This window comes from Nonomuraea sp. NPDC048892 (assembly GCF_040649735.1).
Lineage (GTDB): Bacteria > Actinomycetota > Actinomycetes > Streptosporangiales > Streptosporangiaceae > Nonomuraea > Nonomuraea maheshkhaliensis.
Genome location: NZ_JBEZFZ010000031.1, coordinates 16,301 through 33,481, shown reverse-complemented (window position 1 = coordinate 33,481; position 17,181 = coordinate 16,301). Strand labels below are relative to the sequence as shown.

At 71.5% G+C, this 17,181-nt stretch carries 17 protein-coding genes; 3 read left to right on the top strand and 14 right to left on the bottom strand.

The window, feature by feature from the left end:
• Positions 1-2 precede the first annotated feature (2 nt).
• The 9 genes from AB0C28_RS48525 to AB0C28_RS48485 all read right to left on the bottom strand — a co-directional run bounded on the left by AB0C28_RS48525 (position 3) and on the right by AB0C28_RS48485 (position 9,115).
• Positions 3-893 carry an amidohydrolase family protein gene (locus tag AB0C28_RS48525; RefSeq protein ID WP_358083141.1) on the bottom strand — a complete coding sequence of 297 codons (891 nt, stop codon included), beginning with the start codon at positions 891-893 and terminating at the stop codon, positions 3-5.
• Positions 890-1,345 (bottom strand): MaoC/PaaZ C-terminal domain-containing protein, encoded by a 456-nt coding sequence (locus AB0C28_RS48520; RefSeq protein ID WP_358083138.1) that lies wholly within the window; start codon positions 1,343-1,345, stop codon positions 890-892. The genes AB0C28_RS48525 and AB0C28_RS48520 overlap by 4 nt, the downstream gene beginning before the upstream one ends.
• Positions 1,342-1,761: a MaoC family dehydratase N-terminal domain-containing protein gene (locus AB0C28_RS48515; protein ID WP_358083135.1), complete on the bottom strand. Its 420-nt coding sequence runs from the start codon at positions 1,759-1,761 to the stop codon at positions 1,342-1,344. Before AB0C28_RS48515 ends, AB0C28_RS48520 begins: the two co-directional genes overlap by 4 nt.
• Positions 1,758-3,488, bottom strand: a complete 1,731-nt coding sequence (locus AB0C28_RS48510) for an AMP-binding protein (protein WP_357862210.1) — start codon at positions 3,486-3,488, stop codon at positions 1,758-1,760. Before AB0C28_RS48510 ends, AB0C28_RS48515 begins: the two co-directional genes overlap by 4 nt.
• Complete coding sequence (locus AB0C28_RS48505; RefSeq protein WP_358083132.1) at positions 3,463-4,665, bottom strand: FAD-dependent oxidoreductase; 1,203 nt, start codon at positions 4,663-4,665, stop codon at positions 3,463-3,465. Before AB0C28_RS48505 ends, AB0C28_RS48510 begins: the two co-directional genes overlap by 26 nt.
• Positions 4,662-5,810 (bottom strand): alpha/beta hydrolase, encoded by a 1,149-nt coding sequence (locus AB0C28_RS48500; protein ID WP_357862206.1) that lies wholly within the window; start codon positions 5,808-5,810, stop codon positions 4,662-4,664. The genes AB0C28_RS48505 and AB0C28_RS48500 overlap by 4 nt, the downstream gene beginning before the upstream one ends.
• Positions 5,811-5,864: 54 nt before the next feature.
• The gene (locus AB0C28_RS48495; protein ID WP_358083129.1) at positions 5,865-6,368 is read right to left on the bottom strand and encodes a VOC family protein; all 504 of its coding nucleotides are present in this window, start codon (positions 6,366-6,368) and stop codon (positions 5,865-5,867) included.
• Positions 6,369-6,468: 100 nt separating this feature from the next.
• Positions 6,469-7,557, bottom strand: a complete 1,089-nt coding sequence (locus AB0C28_RS48490; RefSeq protein ID WP_358083126.1) for a zinc-binding dehydrogenase — start codon at positions 7,555-7,557, stop codon at positions 6,469-6,471.
• 55 nt (positions 7,558-7,612) lie between these two features.
• Positions 7,613-9,115, bottom strand: coding sequence for an aldehyde dehydrogenase family protein (locus tag AB0C28_RS48485; RefSeq protein ID WP_358083123.1), 1,503 nt, complete (start codon positions 9,113-9,115; stop codon positions 7,613-7,615).
• Positions 9,116-9,245: 130 nt separating this feature from the next.
• Between AB0C28_RS48485 and AB0C28_RS48480 the strand changes: the two genes are divergently transcribed.
• A complete protein-coding gene (locus AB0C28_RS48480) occupies positions 9,246-10,247 on the top strand; it encodes an aldo/keto reductase (RefSeq protein WP_357862199.1) in 1,002 nt (333 codons plus the stop codon).
• Positions 10,248-10,263: 16 nt separating this feature from the next.
• Here AB0C28_RS48480 and AB0C28_RS48475 read toward each other — a convergent pair whose 3' ends face one another.
• Genes AB0C28_RS48475 through AB0C28_RS48455 form a run of 5 tightly spaced genes read right to left on the bottom strand, consistent with a single transcriptional unit; the run spans position 10,264 to position 15,177 of the window.
• Complete coding sequence (locus tag AB0C28_RS48475; protein WP_358083120.1) at positions 10,264-11,145, bottom strand: CoA-transferase; 882 nt, start codon at positions 11,143-11,145, stop codon at positions 10,264-10,266.
• A complete protein-coding gene (locus tag AB0C28_RS48470) occupies positions 11,142-12,707 on the bottom strand; it encodes an AMP-binding protein (RefSeq protein ID WP_357862195.1) in 1,566 nt (521 codons plus the stop codon). Before AB0C28_RS48470 ends, AB0C28_RS48475 begins: the two co-directional genes overlap by 4 nt.
• A gap of 15 nt (positions 12,708-12,722) precedes the next feature.
• Positions 12,723-13,487: an alpha/beta hydrolase gene (locus AB0C28_RS48465; protein WP_358083117.1), complete on the bottom strand. Its 765-nt coding sequence runs from the start codon at positions 13,485-13,487 to the stop codon at positions 12,723-12,725.
• A complete protein-coding gene (locus tag AB0C28_RS48460) occupies positions 13,487-14,380 on the bottom strand; it encodes an alpha/beta hydrolase (protein WP_358083114.1) in 894 nt (297 codons plus the stop codon). The genes AB0C28_RS48465 and AB0C28_RS48460 overlap by 1 nt, the downstream gene beginning before the upstream one ends.
• A 2-nt stretch (positions 14,381-14,382) precedes the next feature.
• The gene (locus tag AB0C28_RS48455; RefSeq protein ID WP_357862190.1) at positions 14,383-15,177 is read right to left on the bottom strand and encodes a CoA-transferase; all 795 of its coding nucleotides are present in this window, start codon (positions 15,175-15,177) and stop codon (positions 14,383-14,385) included.
• Positions 15,178-15,310: 133 nt separating this feature from the next.
• Between AB0C28_RS48455 and AB0C28_RS48450 the strand changes: the two genes are divergently transcribed.
• Together AB0C28_RS48450 and AB0C28_RS48445 are read left to right on the top strand one after the other, a co-directional pair.
• A complete protein-coding gene (locus AB0C28_RS48450) occupies positions 15,311-16,201 on the top strand; it encodes a DUF6282 family protein (RefSeq protein WP_358083110.1) in 891 nt (296 codons plus the stop codon).
• A 50-nt stretch (positions 16,202-16,251) separates the two neighbouring features.
• Complete coding sequence (locus AB0C28_RS48445) at positions 16,252-17,181, top strand: hypothetical protein (protein WP_358083108.1); 930 nt, start codon at positions 16,252-16,254, stop codon at positions 17,179-17,181.

Sequence of the window (17,181 nt, the reverse complement as noted above, 5' to 3'; positions counted from 1 at the left end):
TTTCATGCCTTGCCGGTGAGTCCGAACAGCCGGGCCGCGTTCTCCTTGAGGATCTTCGGCCGGACGTCGTCGCGGATGCCGATCTTGGCGAAGTCGGCCAGCCAGCGCTCCGGGGTGATCATCGGGAAGTCGGACCCGAAGAGCACCTTGTTCTTGAGCAGCGTGTTCGCGTACTGGATGAGCTGCGGCGGGAAGTACTTCGGCGACCAGCCGGACAGGTCGATGTAGACCTCCGGCTTGTGCATGGCGACCGCGAGCGCCTCGTCCTGCCAGGGGAACGACGGGTGCGCCAGGATGATCTTCAGCTCGGGGAACTCGGCGGCCACGTCGTCGATGTGCATCGGGTTGGAGTACTTCAACCGCAGCCCGCCGCCGCCCGGCGTGCCCGCCCCGGCTCCGGTCTGGCCGGTGTGGAACAGCGCGACCAGCCCGTGCTCGGCGATGACCTCGTACAGCGGATAGGCCATCCGGTCGTTCGGGAAGAAGCCCTGCGAGGTGGGGTGGAACTTGAAGCCGCGCACCCCGTGCTCCTCGATCAGCCGCCGGGCCTCGCGCACGCCCGCCGCGCCCCGGTGCGGGTCGATGCTGGCGAACGGGATGAGCACGTCGGCGTGCAGAGCCGCCTGCTCGGCGATCTCCTGGTTGCCCGGCACCTGCTCCCGCCCGCTGACGTGCATGGAGTCGACGCCGAAGACGATCGCGGCCATGTTCCGCTCGCGGTAGTACTCGGCGATCATCGGGACGGTGAACTTCCTGACCTCGCCGGCCTTGAAGTAGTCGGCCATCGCGGCGAACCGGTCGTTGCCGTCGCCGGGCTCCTGGGCCTCGTGGACGGACGTGTGCACGTGGGTGTGCACGTCGACCGCGTCCAGCGAGGTGACGTCGATGGTCATCGCTCTCCCTCGCCTTCGTCGATCCTCATCGCTCCTCCGCGCTCCGCCTCGTCGATGATCGCGGTGGCGGTGCCGGACAGCACCTCCACGCCGTCGGCGTTCACCGCCGTGAGGGTGAGCTCGGCGCGCCGCCGCCCGTCGACCGTCTGGACGTCGGTGACGACCGCCGTCGCGGTGATGGTGTCGCCGGGCCAGACGGGGGCCTTGAACCTGGCACGGTAGCGCCGTACGTTCTCGTGCCCGAACCAGTCGGTCAGCACCCGGCCGGCCAGGCCCATGGTGAGCATCCCGTGGGACATCACGGTCGGATGCCCGGCGATCTCGGTGGCGAACGGCTCGTCGGTGTGCAGCGGGTTGTAGTCGCCGGAGGCGCCGGCGTACATGACGATCTGGGTGCGCTTGAGGTCCGTCACGACGACCTGGGACACCTGATCGCCTGCCTTCACCGTCATGAGGGTTCCTCCTGGGTGATGCGCACCGAGACCGAGGTGGAGCGGGCCACCAGGTTGCCGTCGGCGTCGTGGAAGTCGACGTGCCGCTCGGCGAAGTTCAGCACGCCGGCCCGGCCGCTCTTGTGCCAGGTGCGGCCCTGCCGCTTGCGGGCCGTCAGCGTCTCGCCGACGCGGATCGGGCGGAAATACTCGAACTCCTGCTCCGCGTGCAGGCCGCCGGTTCCGCCCGACGAGCGGCCCGCGTCGGCTCCTGAGCCGTTCCAGGGCTCGCCGGGCTTCATGCGCAGCGGCCAGTCCGGGTCGAACTGGGAGAAGGCGATCGGGAAGGTGGGCACGACCACGTCCGCGTCCTCCCCCATGGCGCGGGCGAACGCCCGCACGTGGCCCTGCTCGATCGGGAAGGGAACATCAGTCACTGCGTCGCCTCCTTGGTGGCCGGGCGCAGGTGGCCGACGGCCAGCTCCCGCGCGGACGGCCGGTTGATCTTGCCGGCCGGGCTGCGGGGGATGGCCTCGACCCGGACGATGGCGCGCGGGCGTTTGTACCCGGCCAGCCGCTCGCCCACGTGCCGGCTCAGCTCTTCGTCCTCGACCTCGGCGAGCGCGTCCGCCGGCGCGACGACGGCGACCACGATCTGCCCCCAGCGCGGGTCGGGCACGCCGACGACCACGGCCTCGGAGACGCTCGGGTGGGTCACCAGCGCCTCCTCGACCTCCTCGGGGAAGACCTTCTCGCCGCCGGTGTTGATCACGCCGTCGCCGCGGCCGAGCAGGATCAGCCTGCCGTCCGCGTCCAGCGAGGCGAGGTCGCCGGGCACCGCGTACCGGACGCCGTCGATGGTCCGCCAGACCCTGGCGGTCCGCTCCGGGTCCTTGAGGTAGCCGACCGGCTGCGGCCCGGCGCTGGCCAGGACCCCGACCTGCCCGGTGCCGGGCTTGATGTCCTGGTCGTTCTCGTCCAGGATCCGGGCGACGGGGGCCAGCGTGAACCGTCCGTCGGCCACGTCGGCCTCCGAGCGGGCCAGCGCCTGGCCGAAGGGCCCGCCCTCGGAGGCCGAGATGTTGTCGATCAGGGTCATCCCGCCGCGCCGCAGCAGCTCCCGCTTGACCTCGGCGCTCCAGATGACGCCCGAGCTGGTCATCGAGCGCAGGCTGCCGATGTCGTACGGCCGCCCCGCCCGCTCGGCGGCGGCCAGCGCGTCCACCAGCGGACGGCCGAACGCGTCCCCCACGATCACCATCTCGGTGACCGCGCGCCGCTCGACGGTCCGCCACACCTCGTCCGCGTCGAGGGAGCGCGAGGTGCAGAAGCAGATCGTCCCTCCGGCCAGCAGGGTGCGCAGCGCGTGGAACAGGCCGGTGCCGTGCATGAGCGGCGACATCGGCAGCACGACCGGCGTGCCGCCCTTCTCGCGCAGCTCGCGGACCCGCGTGCGCACCTCGTCCGGTGTCCGCGGCGGTTCGAGCCCGGCCTGGCGGAAGACGCCGCGCAGGATGCCGAGCAGGCCGTCACGGTCCCAGATGACACCTTTGGGGCGCCCTGTCGTGCCCCCGGTGAGCAGGATGATGCCGTGCGGCGAGCCGGCGGCGGCGTCGCGGTGGACCGGCTCGTGCTCGACGGCCCGCTCGAACGGCACGACCGGCGCGTCCGGCTCCGCCTCGGCGCCGACCTCCAGCAGCAGGCGGTCGCCCGGCACCTCGCGAACGTGGGCGGCCAGGCTCGTGTCGTGCACGAACGCCGCCGCGTCGGTGTAGTCGAGCACGTAACGCAGCTCGGGGGCGCGGTAGCGGTAGTTGATGTTGACCGGCCGCGCGCCCAGCTTGAACGCCGCGACGATGGTCTCCAGGTACGCGAAGGAGTTGTACAGGCCGATGGCGACGGTCGAGCCGGGACCGACCCCGCGCGCGGCCAGCGCCCCGGCCAGCCGCGCCGCGCGACCGTCCAGCTCGGCGTAGCTGACGGCGCCGTCGCCCTGGATCATGGCGGGCCGATCGCCCGCCGCCTGCGCCGCGGCGCGCAGGGCGGTCGCGACGCTCATCTTCAGCTCGGCGGGTTCGGGCAGGTCGTTCGGCTCGTGAGCCATCCGGTCTCCTTCGATGCGGTACGCGGCCAGCCGCTCATCCGGCGCGGGGTGGGAGGTCATGGGTCCGTACATTGGAGATCATCGCAGCGTCCATCATCCAGTCGCGCGCCCGCTGCGGAGCCGCCGCGATCTCCGACATCTGGCGCTGGTACTTGCGCCGCTCCACCTCGTCCTGCTCGGCCATGGCGGTGGTGGTGCGGTGGGTGAGCTCCTTGACCGCCTCGATGGCGGCCTTGCGTCTGCGGTGCGCCCAGGCGTCCAGCACGTCCGTACCGGCCTCGCCGGTCAGCACCGCGCCGAGCTGGATGGACAGGTCGAACGCGTCGTGGATGCCGCCGTTGAGCCCCATGCCGCCCATCGGGCTGTTGACGTGGGCGGCGTCGCCCAGCAGCAGCACCCGGCCGTGGCGGAAGGCGTCGGCCACGCGCTGGTGCACCGAGTAGATCTTCCGCTCGCGCAGCGGCAGCTCGGGGTGGTCGCCGAACAGGCCGCGCAGCCGTTCGGCCACGTACTTGTCGGAGACCGCCTCGTCGCTGGTGACGTGGGGCGGCACCGAGATGACGACCCGCCACAGGTCGGGCACCCGCAGCACCAGCAGGTGCTCCTCGGGGTCGGCGATGTAGTTGACGTCGCAGATGCCGGGCAGCAGGGTCTCCACCGGGTAGTCGATGCTCAGCACGAGATACCGGTGATCGTAGGTGAGCCCTTCGAACGGCGTGCCCAGCGCCTTGCGGATGGTGCTGCGCGCCCCGTCGGCGCCGAGCACCCAGCGGGCCGCGACCCGCTCCCCGGCGGCGGTGGTCAGCGCGGCCTCGCCGTCGCTCTGGCTCACGCCGACGACGCCGGTCCCTAGCCGGATGTCGACCTGACCGTGCCGCTCCTCGATGGCGTCCTTGATGATCTGGGTGTACTTGTACTGTTCGAGCTGCAGCCTGAACGGGTACGCGGTCTCGTCGGCCAGCAGCCCGAAGTCGAACTCCGCGATCAGCCCGTCGCGCCGGTCGCGCACCTGGTACTTCCTGGCCACGATGCCGCTCGACAACATCGTGCCGACGACGCCGAGGTCGCGGGCGATCTCGATGGTGGGCGGGTGGAACGTGGAGGCCCGCCACTCGGTGCTGAGCCGCTCGCTCTCCTCCAGGACGACGACCGTCGCGCCGCGCCGGGCCAGGGCGAGCGCGGCGGTGAGCCCGACAGGGCCGGCGCCGACCACGGCCACGTCGTGAACGGCCATCATCGGCTCCACTCGGCGAGGTGGTCGCACATGGTCCTGGCCAGGTCGGAGCGGCCCTGGAAGTAGTGGTCCGCGCCCTTGATCTCGACCAGCTCGCGGCGGTCGTGGGCGACGGCCTCGTACATGGTGCGGGCGTGGCTGGGGAAGGCCGCGCAGTCCGCCGACCCGTAGACGACCATGACCGGCGCCTTGACGTTGGGAAGGGCGCGGTAGGCGTTGGCCCGGCTGCGGTCGTAGCTCCACTGGCTCAGCCAGGAGCGCAGGCTGGTGAGGTGGCCCAGCGACGCCGGCTGGAAGTTGGCCACCCACGGGGAGCCCCACAGGGTGCCGGTCTTCCTGTCGGACGGGTCGAGGGCCAGGTCCAGGAAGCGCGGGTCGGCGGCGGTGCCGTGGACGACGAAGGGCAGGTCGTCGGGCGCCTCCTTCCGGCCGTCCTGCGACTCCCTGGTGTGCTCGCGCAGCGCCTCGATCTGCTCGGCGGCCCAGGCGGTGATCCGGCGGTTGCGTTCGATCTGGGCGGCGCGGTAACGCTCGACGAACTCCTCGCCGTACGCGGGCCCGTTGGCCGGGTCGAACATGTCGAGCGAGCGGTCGCGGTCGAAGGGCCGCTGCTCGTCGGTGATGGCCGGGTCGAGCCCTTCGGTGTAGACGATCGCCCGGCCGGGGTGCGCCATGGCCATCACGATCTTGTCGGCCGGGATCAGATCGGCACCGGTCAGGTCCACGGGGTCCCCGGCCGGCGTGTGGGTGATGGTGGGGTGCTCGGCCTGCTCCTGGTAGAGCGCGGCCAGGCCGCCGCCGCCGGAGTTGCCGACCAGGACCACCCGCTCGTAGCCCAGCTCGCGCAGGCGCCGGATCGCCGCGCCGACGTCCAGGACGCAGTTCTCCATGATCAGCGCGGAGTCGTTGCCGACGTACCGGGTGGCCAGGCCGACCGCGGCCACGCCTCGGGAGGCCAGCTCCTCCAGCGCGTAGTGGCCGATGAAGTTGGAGGCGGGGTGCACGATCAGCACGGCGGTCGTCGGCTGCCGCCGGTCGTCCTTCCAGAGGGTGGCCCAGATCTTCCCGCTCATCCGGGCGACGCCGGAGTTGATGTCCAGGCGTCCGCCTTGGGACATCGGGATGGGCAGTAGTTCGCGGGACAGCACGGGCGGCTCCTGATCAGCGCGAGTAGGGCAGGTGGTGGGTCGGCGACGAGCGCGCTACCCGCGTGCGGTCCACTTCCGCAGCGTCTCGACGCCCGCTTTCGCGTCGTCGTCGTTCAGCTCGCGGGTCTGGTACGTCAGCTCGATCCGCACGCCGTTGGGGTCGAAGATGTAGAGGGACTCCCAGACGCCGTCATGGTCGACGATGCCCACGGTCTCCACGCCCTTGGCGGCGAAGTGCGCCTTCCACTCGTGCAGCTCCTCCATCGAGTCGACGTTGAGCGCGATGTGCCGCACCCACGACGGCACCGAGTCGGGGCCGGGGTCGGGCATGTCGTCGACCTCAAAGAAGGCGATGGCGCTCCCGTCGCCCAGCCCGAAGAAGGTGTGCAGGTACGGCGTCTTGGCGCCGTTCGACGGGACCTCGTCGAGCTGGATCGCGGTGAGCAGCTCACACTTCAGCACCTCGGTGTAGAAGTCGTGCGTCGCTTGGGAGTTCCAGGTCGGATAGGCGATGTGGTTGAGCGAGCGCGGAGTGCGGAGATCGGCTGTGGCCATCATCTGATCCTGTCTGTGTCAATTATCGGACAAACAGTCCGAAATTTGAGTTGATTGTCGGTTGGTGGATGTCTGCTTGTCAACTGCCCTGAGGATCGGACGTTCAGATGACCACCACGCTGCGCAGCGCCTTTCCGGCCAGCAGCCGGTCGAAGCCCTCCTGCGCGTCGGTCAGGCCGAGCGATCCGGAGACGTACTCGTCCAGCGGGAGGCGGCCGTCCAGGTAGAGGCTCGCCAGGAGGGGCAGGTCACGGGAGGCGACGCAGTCTCCCCAGATGGAGACCCTGATCGAGCCCGCGTTCAGGAACAGCCGGCGCAGCGGCAGCTCGACCGTGTCGCCCTGCCGGGGCGCGCCGACGATCACCAGCCGCGAGCCGGGCCCGCGCAGCCCGTCGGCCGTGGCGAAGGTGGCGGGGCCGCCGACCGCGTCCAGGACGACGTCAGCGCCCGCGCCGCCGGTCAGCTCCCGCACCCGTTCGCTCAGGTCCTCGCCGAACGCGTCGATCACGTGGGTGGCGCCGAAGCGCGCGGCGACGTCTAGCTTGTCCGGGTTGGTGTCCACGGCGATGATCCGCCGCGCGCCCGCGTACGCGGCCCCGGCGACGGCCGCGATCCCCACACCGCCGCACCCGATCACCACCACGTCGTCGGCCGGGCCGACCCGCGCGGTGTTCACGGCGGCACCGAACCCGCTGGGCACGCCGCAGCCGAGCAGCGCGGCGATCTTCGGCGGAACCCTCGGGTCGATGACGATCGCCTGCCTGGCGGGCACGATGACCCGTTCGGCCAGGCCGCCGACGCCCAGCACGGGGGTCGCGGCGGCGCCGTCGCCGAGCCCCACCTTCGGCCGGCGCGGCAGCCTCGACGGACACGCCTCCGGCCGTCCCGCGAGGCAGTGACGGCACTCGCCGCAGGCCACCATGGGCGCGACGACCACGCTGTCCCCCACCGCGACGCCCGTCGCGTCCGGCCCCAGGGCCTCGATCACGCCGGCCACCTCGTGCCCGACCAGGTACGGGAAGTCCGTCCCCGAGGTGCCGTGCATGAAGTGCACGTCGCTGTGGCACAACCCGCAGGCGCTCACCCTGATCAGCACCTCGTCGCCGATCGGCGCGCGCAGGGGGATGTCCTCGAAACTCAGCGGGCCGAGCGGCTGCCGGACGACGGCGCCTCGGTAGTGTGCTGCGGGCATGGGCGGCTCCTCCAGATCGGTGCGGGTCAGATCGGTGCGGGTAGCAGGGTTCGGGTCAGTACCAGCGGGGCGCGTCGGCGGCGGCGGTGTCCACGATCACCGTCTTGAGCTCCGTGTAGGCCTCGTGGCCCACCCGGCCGAGCTCCCGGCCCACCCCTGACAGGCCGACGCCGCCGATCGGGGCGTCCAGCGCCAGCGCCCCGTAGGAGTTGATCCAGAAGTAGCCCGACCGCACGGCTCTGGCGGTGGTCAGCGCGCGGTCCAGGTCACGGGTCCAGCAGCCGCCCACCAGCCCGAACGGCGAGTCGTTGGCCAGGTCGACCGCCTGCCGGGCGCCGCTGAAGCGCTGCACGGTGAGCACCGGCCCGAAGACCTCGTCGTAGACGATGTCGGGCACCCGCGACAGCCCGGCGGGGATCTCCAGCACGGTCGGCGCGACGAAGGCGCCATCGGGGTGGACGCCGGGCGGCCGGTCCCCGCCGGCCAGGACCCGGGCCCCCTGGCCGACCGCCTTGTCGATCATCGCCCGCACCCTGGCGGCCTCCTCGGCCGAGATCAGCGCGCCGAGCTGGGTATCGGCCGCGAACGGGTCACCGACCCTGATCGAGCGCGCCACCTCGACCACCCGCGCGGTGAACGCGTCGGCGACCGGCTCCTCGACCAGCAACCGCGAGCCGGAGAAACATCGCTGCCCGGCGTTGCGGAAGACGCCGCCGACGGTGGCGTGCAGGGCGGACTCAAGGTCGGCGTCCGCGTAGACGATGTTCGCCGACTTCCCGCCCAGCTCCAGCAGCACGCGCTTCATCCCGTACGCCGCCGAGCCCATCACCTGCCGGCCGACCGCCGTACTGCCGGTGAACGACACCATGCTCACCCCGGGATGCTCGACCAGCCGGCGGCCGACGTCCCCCGTGCCCTGCACCACCTGGACCAGCCCGGCGGGCAGGCCGGCGGCCGTGAGGATCTCGGCGAACACGGGCACCGCCAGCGGGCTCAGCTCGGGCGCCTTGATCACGATCGCGTTGCCCGCGGCCAGCGCCGGCCCCGCCTTCTGCGCCGCGAACATGAACGTGGTGTTGAACGGGATGACCGCCGCCACCACCCCCACCGGCTCGCGGAACGTCATGCGCAGGGTGGACCCGTCGGCCGGCAGCGTGACGCCTTCGAGCGTGGCCGCCCATCCGGCCGCGGCGCGCAGGTGAGCCGCGGCGACGAAGACGTCCCCGCGCGCCTCGGCCGGTGTCTTGCCGTTGTCCAGCGCGACGAGGTGGATCAGCCGCCGCGCCTGCGCCTCGATGAGGTCGGCCGCCGCGCGCAGGATCCGCGCCCGCTCGTGCGGGGAGGTGCGCGCCCAGTCCGGCTGGGCCGCGGCGGCGCCGGCGACGGCCTCGTCCGCGAAGGCGTCGGTGGCCGCCTCGACCGTCGCGATCACCGAGCCGTCACCGGGATGGCAGGTCGTGAACGTAGCCCCGCCGCCACCGCGCAGGGCTCCGGCGAGGAAGCTGTGCGTGGGCGGGAGGTCCGCGACGGCGATGTGATCGGACAGGTCTGGGCTCATGGAGCAACCTCCTTGGCAATGCCCGAGCGACCAGCGCTCTTTACCTCGCCTACGCGCCAACGCTACCATCAGTATTCACATATAGGACTCATCGTCCGATAAATGGAACTCCTAACGTCAGGAGACCCTCGTGGAATTCACCCACCTCGGCCGCAGCGGCCTGACGGTGAGCCGGCTTGTCCTCGGCACGGACAACTTCGGCACGCAGACGACCGAGGAGGACGCGTTCGCGATCATGGATCGGGCCCACGAGCTGGGCATCAACCTGATCGACACGTCCGACGTGTACGGCTGGCAGTTCGGCGAGGGCCTGACCGAGCAGATCATCGGCCGCTGGCTGGCCACCGGCGGAGGGCGCCGCGAGCGCACCGTGCTGGCCACCAAGCTCTACGGCCGCATGTCCACGTGGCCGAACGACGCGGGCCTGTCCGCCCTGCACATCCGGCGCGCCTGCGAGGCGTCGCTGCGGCGGCTGCAGACGGACCACATCGACCTGTACCAGATGCACCACATCGACAGATCGACCCCCTGGGAGGAGATCTGGGAGGCGATGGACGTGCTCAAGACCCAGGGCAAGATCGTGTACGTGGGCTCGTCCAACCACCCCGCCTGGCACATCGCCGGCGGGCAGGAGAGGGCCGCCCGGCGCGGCCACACCGGCCTGGTCAGCGAACAGACCATCTACAACCTGCTCGAACGGACTGCCGAGCTGGAGGTCCTGCCCGCCTGCGCGCACTACGGCGTCGGCTTCATGCCGTGGTCGCCGCTCGACGCGGGCCTGCTCGGCGGCATCCTGCGCAAGGAACGGGAGAACGCGATGGGCACGCCGCTGCCCGGCGCGAAGGTGGCCACGCACCGCGGCAAGCGGCTGATCAAGCTGGACCGGCACCGCGCCCAGATCCAGGAGTACGAGGACCTGTGCGACGAGCTCGGCCACAGCCCCGCGGACGTGGCCATGGCCTGGCTGCTGAGCCGGCCCGGCGTGACCGCGCCGATCATCGGGCCGCGCACGCTGGCGCAGCTCGACGCGGCCACCCGCGCCTTCGAGGTGAGCCTGGACGACAAGACGCTGGAGCGGCTGGACACCATCTTCCCCGGCCCTGGACCGGCGCCGGAGGCCTACGCCTGGTAGGCCCCCGGCCTGGGGCTCAGCGGAACGTCTGCTGGAGCCCCAGCAGCCGCCGGGCGCCCAGCTTGTCCAGGTATCCGAGGTGGTCGTCCACCGAGTACACGTACTTCTCCAGGTACTCCTTGGTCCGGTCCTGGGCCGCGAGATCCCGGTACTCCACCAGCTGCTCCCGGTCGTAGCCGTAGTGACCCGGCGAGGACAGCGGGTGCGAGCCGTACGGCGCGTGGGCGACGCTCTCGACAATCGCGCCGGGGATGGACACCAGGCGCGGATCGGGGGCCGGGGCGTACTCGTCCAGGATCTCGTCCGAGCTGATGATGACGTGGTCGCTCGCCTTGGCCATCACGTCCTCGAAGCGCCGCTGGCCGAAGATCTGCGCGTTGCCCTTCCTGTCGGTGACCTGGGCGTGGAACAGCCCGTAGTCCGCGCGCAGGGCGGGGATCGTGGTCACCGTGTTGCCGGTGTACGGGTCCGTCGTGGTCCTGATGCCGTCGTTGACCTTGGGCAGGTCGGTGCCCTCGTAGAGGGCGGGCAGCGGCAGGAACGGCAGTTTGCTGGCCCCCGCGCGGAAGCCGTAGACGATCCACGCCTCGTCCGCCTCGACGATCTCGATGGCCTTCCCCTCGGCGGCCCGCCGGTAGTTCGGCGCCATGCCGAGGAACTCCAGCCCCACGTACGACACGTGCAGCCGCCGGACACAGCCGGCCGCGATCAGCATGTCCACCGGCGCGCCCGCGCTCGGCGTCGGGATCAGCTCCAGGTCCTTCACCCCGCGCCGGATCAGCGCGTTGACCAGCGCCATCGGGCCGTTGTGCGAGTGCACGCCGCCCAGCGCGATCGTGGCTCCGTCCGGGATGCCGGCGACCGCCTCCTCCGGGGTCGTCACCTTGCTCGCGCTCATCGCCTGAGTCCCTCACCCTCGCTGGTCGTCGCCTCTCCGAGCAGGCGCGTACCGGTGACGCGCTTGAGCTCGGCCCTTCTGATCTTGCCGCCCTCGTCGACCGGCAGCCCGGTCACGAACTCCACCTCGCGCGGCCGCTTGTACCCGGCCAGCCGCTCGGCGCAGTAGTCGAGGACCTGCTGCTCGGTCAGGTCCGCGCCGGGCACCCGCTGCACGAGCGCCTTCACCGACTCCCCGAACCGCTCGTGCGGGACGCCGATCACGGCCGCGCGCTCGACGCCCGGGCAGGCCTGCAGCACGGCCTCGACCTCGCCGGCGTACACGTTCTGCGCACCCGAGCGGATGACGCCCTGCGCGCGGTCAGCGAGGTAGATGTAGCCGCGCTCGTCGCGCCAGGCCATGTCGCCGAGCCGGAGCCAGCCGTCCTTGAGCACGGCGCGGGTCGCCTCGGGCTGGCTCCAGTAGCCGGAGAACACGCTGGCCGCCCTGATCCGCATCTCGCCGGTCTCCCGTACGGCTGCCTCCCTGTCCTCCGCGTCGAAGATCTTGACGTCGGCGAACGCGGCCGGCCGGCCGACCGGGACGATCGAGGCGGTCTCGGTCCGCAGGAAGTTGCGGTGGTCGTCGGGGGTGAGCAGCGCGACGAATCCGCCCGCCTCCGTGGCCCCGAACGCGTGGTAGAACTCCAGGTCCAGCGCCTCGGCCAGGGAGCGGATCAGGCTCCACGACACCGACGCGCCGCCGTAGCCCACCAGCTTGAGCGGGCTCGCCCGGGTCAGGTCGAGCTCGGGCAGCGCGCGTACGAGGTCGACCAGCATCGTGGGCACCAGGAACGCGTGCTCGACCCCGTACTTGCCGACGTCGTCCACGAAGCCGGCCGCGTCGAACCGCCGGCGCAGCAGCAGCGGGACGCCCAGGTAGGCGGTGGTCGTCACGAAGGACGCGCCGACCCCCAGCGTCAGCGGCACCGAGATCCAGGTGGGGCCGCCGCGCGGGACATTGACCTCGCACAGGTAGTTGGCCGTGCTGGCGACCTGCTGGTCGTGCGTGGCCATGCAGCCCTTGGACGCGCCGGTGGTGCCGCTGGTGTAGCGCAGCGAGCGCAGCTCGTCGCCGGTGCCCGTCTCCGGCACCTCGTCAGGGGCGCCCGAGGCGACCAGGTCCGTGAACGACTCGCCGTCCAGGCCGATGGTGTAGACGCCGCGGACGCCGGGCACCGTGCTCGCCGCCTCGGCCGCGGCGGGCGTGTCGCAGATGAGCAGGGAGGCGCCCGAGTGGGCGAGGATCCTGGCGATCTCGGGCGCGGTCAGCCGGGTGTTGATCCCGACGGTGACCAGGTTGGCCTTCCACGCGCCGTGGAAGGCCGTCACGATGTGGTGGCAGTTGGACAGCACGAGCGCGACCCGCTCCTGGGCGCGGTAGCCGAGCGCGATCAGCGCGTTGGCCAGGCGGTTGGACTCGACGTCCAGCTCGGCCCAGGACAACTGGGTCTGGTCGCAGATGACGGCGGTCATCGGGCCGCGCCGCACCGCGTTCTGGCGCAGCAGTCGCTCGATTCGCATGATGGGTTCCGTTCGTCAGCGGCTGAGTGCCCGCTCGACCAGGTCGGCGACCAGATCGGGGCGTTCGATGTGGACGTTGTGCCCCGCGCCGGGCAGCACGGTGACGGGGTGGCCGAGGACCTCGGCCAGGTCCGCCGGGTCGATGCCGGGGTCCTGGTCGCCGCAGGCGAGCTCGACGGGGCAGGTCACCCGGCGCATGCGCGCGGCCAGCTCGGGGGCGCCTGCGGGGGCGGCCCCGGTGATGCCGGGGTCGGCCGACAGCCGGTAGCCGCCGTCCGAGCTGATGGTCCCGCTGGCGCGGTCCTCGTCGGTGAAGGCCGGCCCGCGCATCCCCGACACCCGGCCGAACAGGTCGCGGGCCTGCTCCTCGTCGGCGAAGATCCGGGACGGCTTGGCGGCCAGGGCGGAGCGCCGGGACAGCTCCTCCTCGGTCCAGGCCACCTTCATCGCGATCACGGTCAGGGAGGCGACGGCGAGTCCGCGGGTGCCGTCCGCGAGGGTCATGCCGACCAGACCGCCGAGCGAGTGGCCGATGACGGTCAGCGGGGAGCCAGAGGGCAGCGCCTTGGCCACGGCGTCGGCGTACCCGTCGGGCGAGTAGTCCTGGCGGTGGGCCGAGCGGCCGTGCCCCGGCAGGTCGACCACCAGCCACCGGCACGGAGTGCGGCGCTCGCGCAGCTCGTTCAGCACCGGTCTCCAGACGGCGCCCGAGGCGCCCGAGCCGTGCAGGAACAGCACCGCGGGCCCGTCGCCGCCGGCTTCGACGTGCACCTCGCCCATCACGCCTCGCCTCCGGCCGTGCCCTTGAGGCTCGCGTCCTCGGGGGCCGGGTCCTTGAGGAAGTCCAGCACCGCGTCCAGGAACGCGCCGGCCCGCTCGATCTGCGGGTAGTGGCCGCTGCCGCCGATCGTCACCGTACGCGCGCCGGGGATCTGCCCGGCCAGCTCCTGCCACGTCTCCGGGGGCACCAACTGGTCGTGCTCCCCCCGCACGAGCAGGGTGGGCACGGCGACGCCGCCGTAGTCGCGGGCGGGCGGGCGGACGTGCGAGCGCCGCTCCCCGCCGTCCCGCCCAGGAGCGCGCAGGCCCGCCGCCGCGGCGGTCTCCCACGCGCCGGGGACCATGCACGACTCGTGGCGGCGGCGCAGGTAGTCCTCGCTGTCGCGCCAGCGCGGGTCGTGGAAGAGCACGTCCATGGAAGGCCGCAGGCCGTCGAGGGTGCCGTCGAACTTCTCCAGTGTCAGGCGGGCCGCCTCCACGGGGGCGGCCAGGCCGGTGCCGACCACGGCCATCGCCCGGATCGGCCACTCGGCCGGGCGCCGGTTGGCGATGTCGAGCAGCATCCGCCCGCTGAGCGACGTGCCGATGAAGTACGCCGGCTCGGCGCCCAGCGTGCGCAGCACCGAGGCGATCTGCCGTCGCATGAGCCGCCGCTGACCGCCGCCGAAGTCGCGCAACTTGTCGCTGAGCCCGAAGCCGACGAAGTCGATCGCCAGCACCCGGTGCCGCTCGGCCAGCGCCTCGATGCAGTTCTCCCAGGTGAGCAGGGCCGAGGCGCCGTACTCGCCGCCGTGCAGCAGGACCAGCGGCGGCCCGTCGCCTGCCTCCAGGTAGTGGGTGGTGCAGCCGTCGGCGCGGACGTACCGATCGGCCCAGCCGCGGGGGGTGCCCACGCTCAGGCCGCGGACGGGTAGCGGCGCAGCACGCCGTCGCGATCGACCTGGGTCCTGAGCAGGTCGAGCTCGTGCTCGTCCGGCGCCTCGACGATCTGCAGGTCATCGGCGATCAGCAGCTCGAACCCGGTCGCCGCCTGGATCTTCTCCACGCTGGTCCACGGATGGACCTTGATCAGCCGCATCCGCTTGCTCTCCGGCTCGAAGTCGAAGACGCCCAGCGGGGTGAACACCCGGCGCGGCCCGTCGGACTCAGGGCGGAAGACCTTGCTGCGGGCGTCGCCGCCGTCGAGCCAGCCGGCGCCGCTGATGAAGTCGACCTTGTCGACGAAGATCTTCGGCGAGTGGTGCTCGGTGTAGATGTAGCTGGTCTTGAAGCCGCCGAGGAAGATCAGGCCGATCGTGCCAGGACCACGCACCTTCGGCTTGTCCCAGTCGCCGATCATGGCCATGTTCAGGTTGCCGTGCTTGTCTATCTGCATGCCGCCGAGGAACGCGAAGTCGAAGCGCATCGCGGTCTCGAAGTCCACCACGTCGTCGAGGCTGAAGTGATACTCACTGGTCACCAGGTTGCGGTAGTCGGCCGACGACTCGGTCAGCCGCTGGATCCTGGGGTTCATCGCACCGCTGCCGCCGCAGAAGAAGGACAGATTGGGCGCGTGGGTGAGCTGCGCGAGGCGCAGCGCGGCGGCGGGAATGTGCGACGCGGCGCCCACGGAGCCGAAGTCGCCGTCCTGCATCTCGTGCGAGATGGAGATCGCCATCATCTCGGCCCAGGTGTAGCTCGGCTCCGGCACGTGGCCCCCTCTTACTTCTTGTCAGACCATCGATTCGCAATTATCGTACAGTAAGTCCGTAATTTGTAACAATGCTCTCGCAGCGGGGTCCATGTCAAGGGTCGCCGCCCGTGGCCGCGCAGGAGGAACAACCATGACCCGACCCGCCATCGAGCGTGTCCTGCACGGCCTCGTGGACCTGCACTGCCACTCCGGGCCCAACCCGCTGCCGCGCCGCTTCGACCACGTCGAGGCCGCCCGCGACGGCGAGCGCCTGGGGATGCGGGCCTTCCTGGCCAAGTCGCACCACCACAACACCGTGATGGACCTGCTGGCCATGGCCGACCGGCTGGCCGGCGTGAGCACCGCCGTGTACGGCGGCATCGCGCTGAACGCCCAGGTCGGCGGCATCAATCCGTACGCGGTGGAGATGTCCCTGCGCATGGGCGGCCGGTGCGTGTGGTTCCCCACCATCTCCTCCAGCGCCCACATCGACCACCACAACTCGGGCGGCGGCTTCCCCAAGCCGACGATCCCGCTGACCATGTCGCAGGTGGACGTGCGCGGCCCGGACGGCGCGCTGCTGCCCGAGGTCGGCCGGGTCATCGAGATCATCGCCGAGAGCGGCGCGCTGCTGTCGGCCGGCCACATGGCTCCCGACGACATCCGGGCGGTGTTCGGCGCCGCCCGGGAGGCGGGCGTGCGCCGGATGGTGGTCAGCCACCCGAACTTCGTGATCGGCTCCGACCCCGCGCAGTGCCGCGAGTTCGTCGATCTCGGCGCCTACATCGAGCACGAGACCAGCATGTACGACCCCGAGGTCGCGCAGAAGAAGTGGGGCCCGGAAGTGCTGATGGACTGGATAGAGAAGGTCGGCCCCGAGCACACCGTCCTCGCCTCCGACCTCGGGCAGGCCGGCCGCCCGTTCCCCGTCGACTCCTTCATCCGGGTCGGGTCCGCGCTGCTCGACCTCGGACTGCCCGAGAAGGACCTGCGACAGATCGTCCGCGTCAATCCCTCGTACCTGCTCGGCCTGGACGACTGACCTTTTTCACCCAGTTTCGCCCAGGACAGGCCAACAGAAGGACGCATCGTATGTACAGCCCCACCGACCCCCGCTCCGCGCTCAACACCACCACGACCAAGACCGACCTGAACGCCCCCGTGGCGGCCTTCGCCACCTTCGAGTTCCTGACGCTGCCGCCCGCCGAGGAGAGCGAGCTGGGCAGCAGGACCTGGTACGTCCGCGGCCAGAACTTCGTGCTCGCCTTCAGCCGCCTGACCGCCGGCGACACGCTCCGGCGCGGTGCGGCCGAGCAGCGCGACGAGTACGTGATCGTCCTGCCCCACGACGGCGCCACGGTCGAGGTGACGGCCGGCGCCGACAGCCAGAAGGTGAGCGGGGCCGGCGTGGTCATCGTGCCGCCCGGCGACAGCGCCGTCACCGCCCACACCGACGCCGAGGTGGTCAGGCTGTTCGACGTCAGGACCGCCGACGTACTGCCGCGCTGCGTCAACGCGGACGACTACGCCGAGCCCCACCCGCGGGTCGCGCTGCTGGAGCCGTGGCCCGACCCGCCCGCCGGGCACCGCCTGCGGGTCTACCGCAACGCCGACTATCCGCTGGACAAGGGCCGGTTCGGCCGGATCTTCCGCTCCAGCGCCTTCATGGTCAACTTCGGCGACCCCAGGAACGGGCCGCGTGACCCCGACCGGCTCTCGCCGCACCATCACGACGACTTCGAGCAGTGCTCGCTGACCGTCGCCGGCGACTACGTCCACCACGTCCGCACGCCCTGGACCTCGAAGCTGTCGCAGTGGCGCGACGACGACCACGTGAGCGTCGGCAGCCCCGCCGTCGCGATCATCCCGCCGCCCACCGTGCACACCAGCCAGGCCCTCGGCGAGGGCGCCCACCTGCTCATCGACATCTTCAGCCCGCCGCGCGCGGACTTCTCCGCCAAGCAGGGATGGGTGCTCAACGCCGACGAGTACCCCGCCCCCGATCACGTCACGGTCGGCTGA

Excerpts from the sequence above, each read along its gene's own strand:
- AB0C28_RS48525 (WP_358083141.1), bottom strand. The coding sequence starts at position 893 with ATGACCATCGACGTCACCTCGCTGGACGCGGTCGACGTGCACACCCAC.
- AB0C28_RS48520 (WP_358083138.1), bottom strand. The coding sequence starts at position 1,345 with ATGACGGTGAAGGCAGGCGATCAGGTGTCCCAGGTCGTCGTGACGGAC.
- AB0C28_RS48510 (WP_357862210.1), bottom strand. The coding sequence starts at position 3,488 with ATGACCTCCCACCCCGCGCCGGATGAGCGGCTGGCCGCGTACCGCATC.
- AB0C28_RS48505 (WP_358083132.1), bottom strand. The coding sequence starts at position 4,665 with ATGATGGCCGTTCACGACGTGGCCGTGGTCGGCGCCGGCCCTGTCGGG.
- AB0C28_RS48495 (WP_358083129.1), bottom strand. The coding sequence starts at position 6,368 with ATGATGGCCACAGCCGATCTCCGCACTCCGCGCTCGCTCAACCACATC.
- AB0C28_RS48490 (WP_358083126.1), bottom strand. The coding sequence starts at position 7,557 with ATGCCCGCAGCACACTACCGAGGCGCCGTCGTCCGGCAGCCGCTCGGC.
- AB0C28_RS48485 (WP_358083123.1), bottom strand. The coding sequence starts at position 9,115 with ATGAGCCCAGACCTGTCCGATCACATCGCCGTCGCGGACCTCCCGCCC.
- AB0C28_RS48475 (WP_358083120.1), bottom strand. The coding sequence starts at position 11,145 with ATGAGCGCGAGCAAGGTGACGACCCCGGAGGAGGCGGTCGCCGGCATC.
- AB0C28_RS48470 (WP_357862195.1), bottom strand. The coding sequence starts at position 12,707 with ATGCGAATCGAGCGACTGCTGCGCCAGAACGCGGTGCGGCGCGGCCCG.
- AB0C28_RS48465 (WP_358083117.1), bottom strand. The coding sequence starts at position 13,487 with ATGGGCGAGGTGCACGTCGAAGCCGGCGGCGACGGGCCCGCGGTGCTG.
- AB0C28_RS48450 (WP_358083110.1), top strand. The coding sequence starts at position 15,311 with ATGACCCGACCCGCCATCGAGCGTGTCCTGCACGGCCTCGTGGACCTG.
- AB0C28_RS48445 (WP_358083108.1), top strand. The coding sequence starts at position 16,252 with ATGTACAGCCCCACCGACCCCCGCTCCGCGCTCAACACCACCACGACC.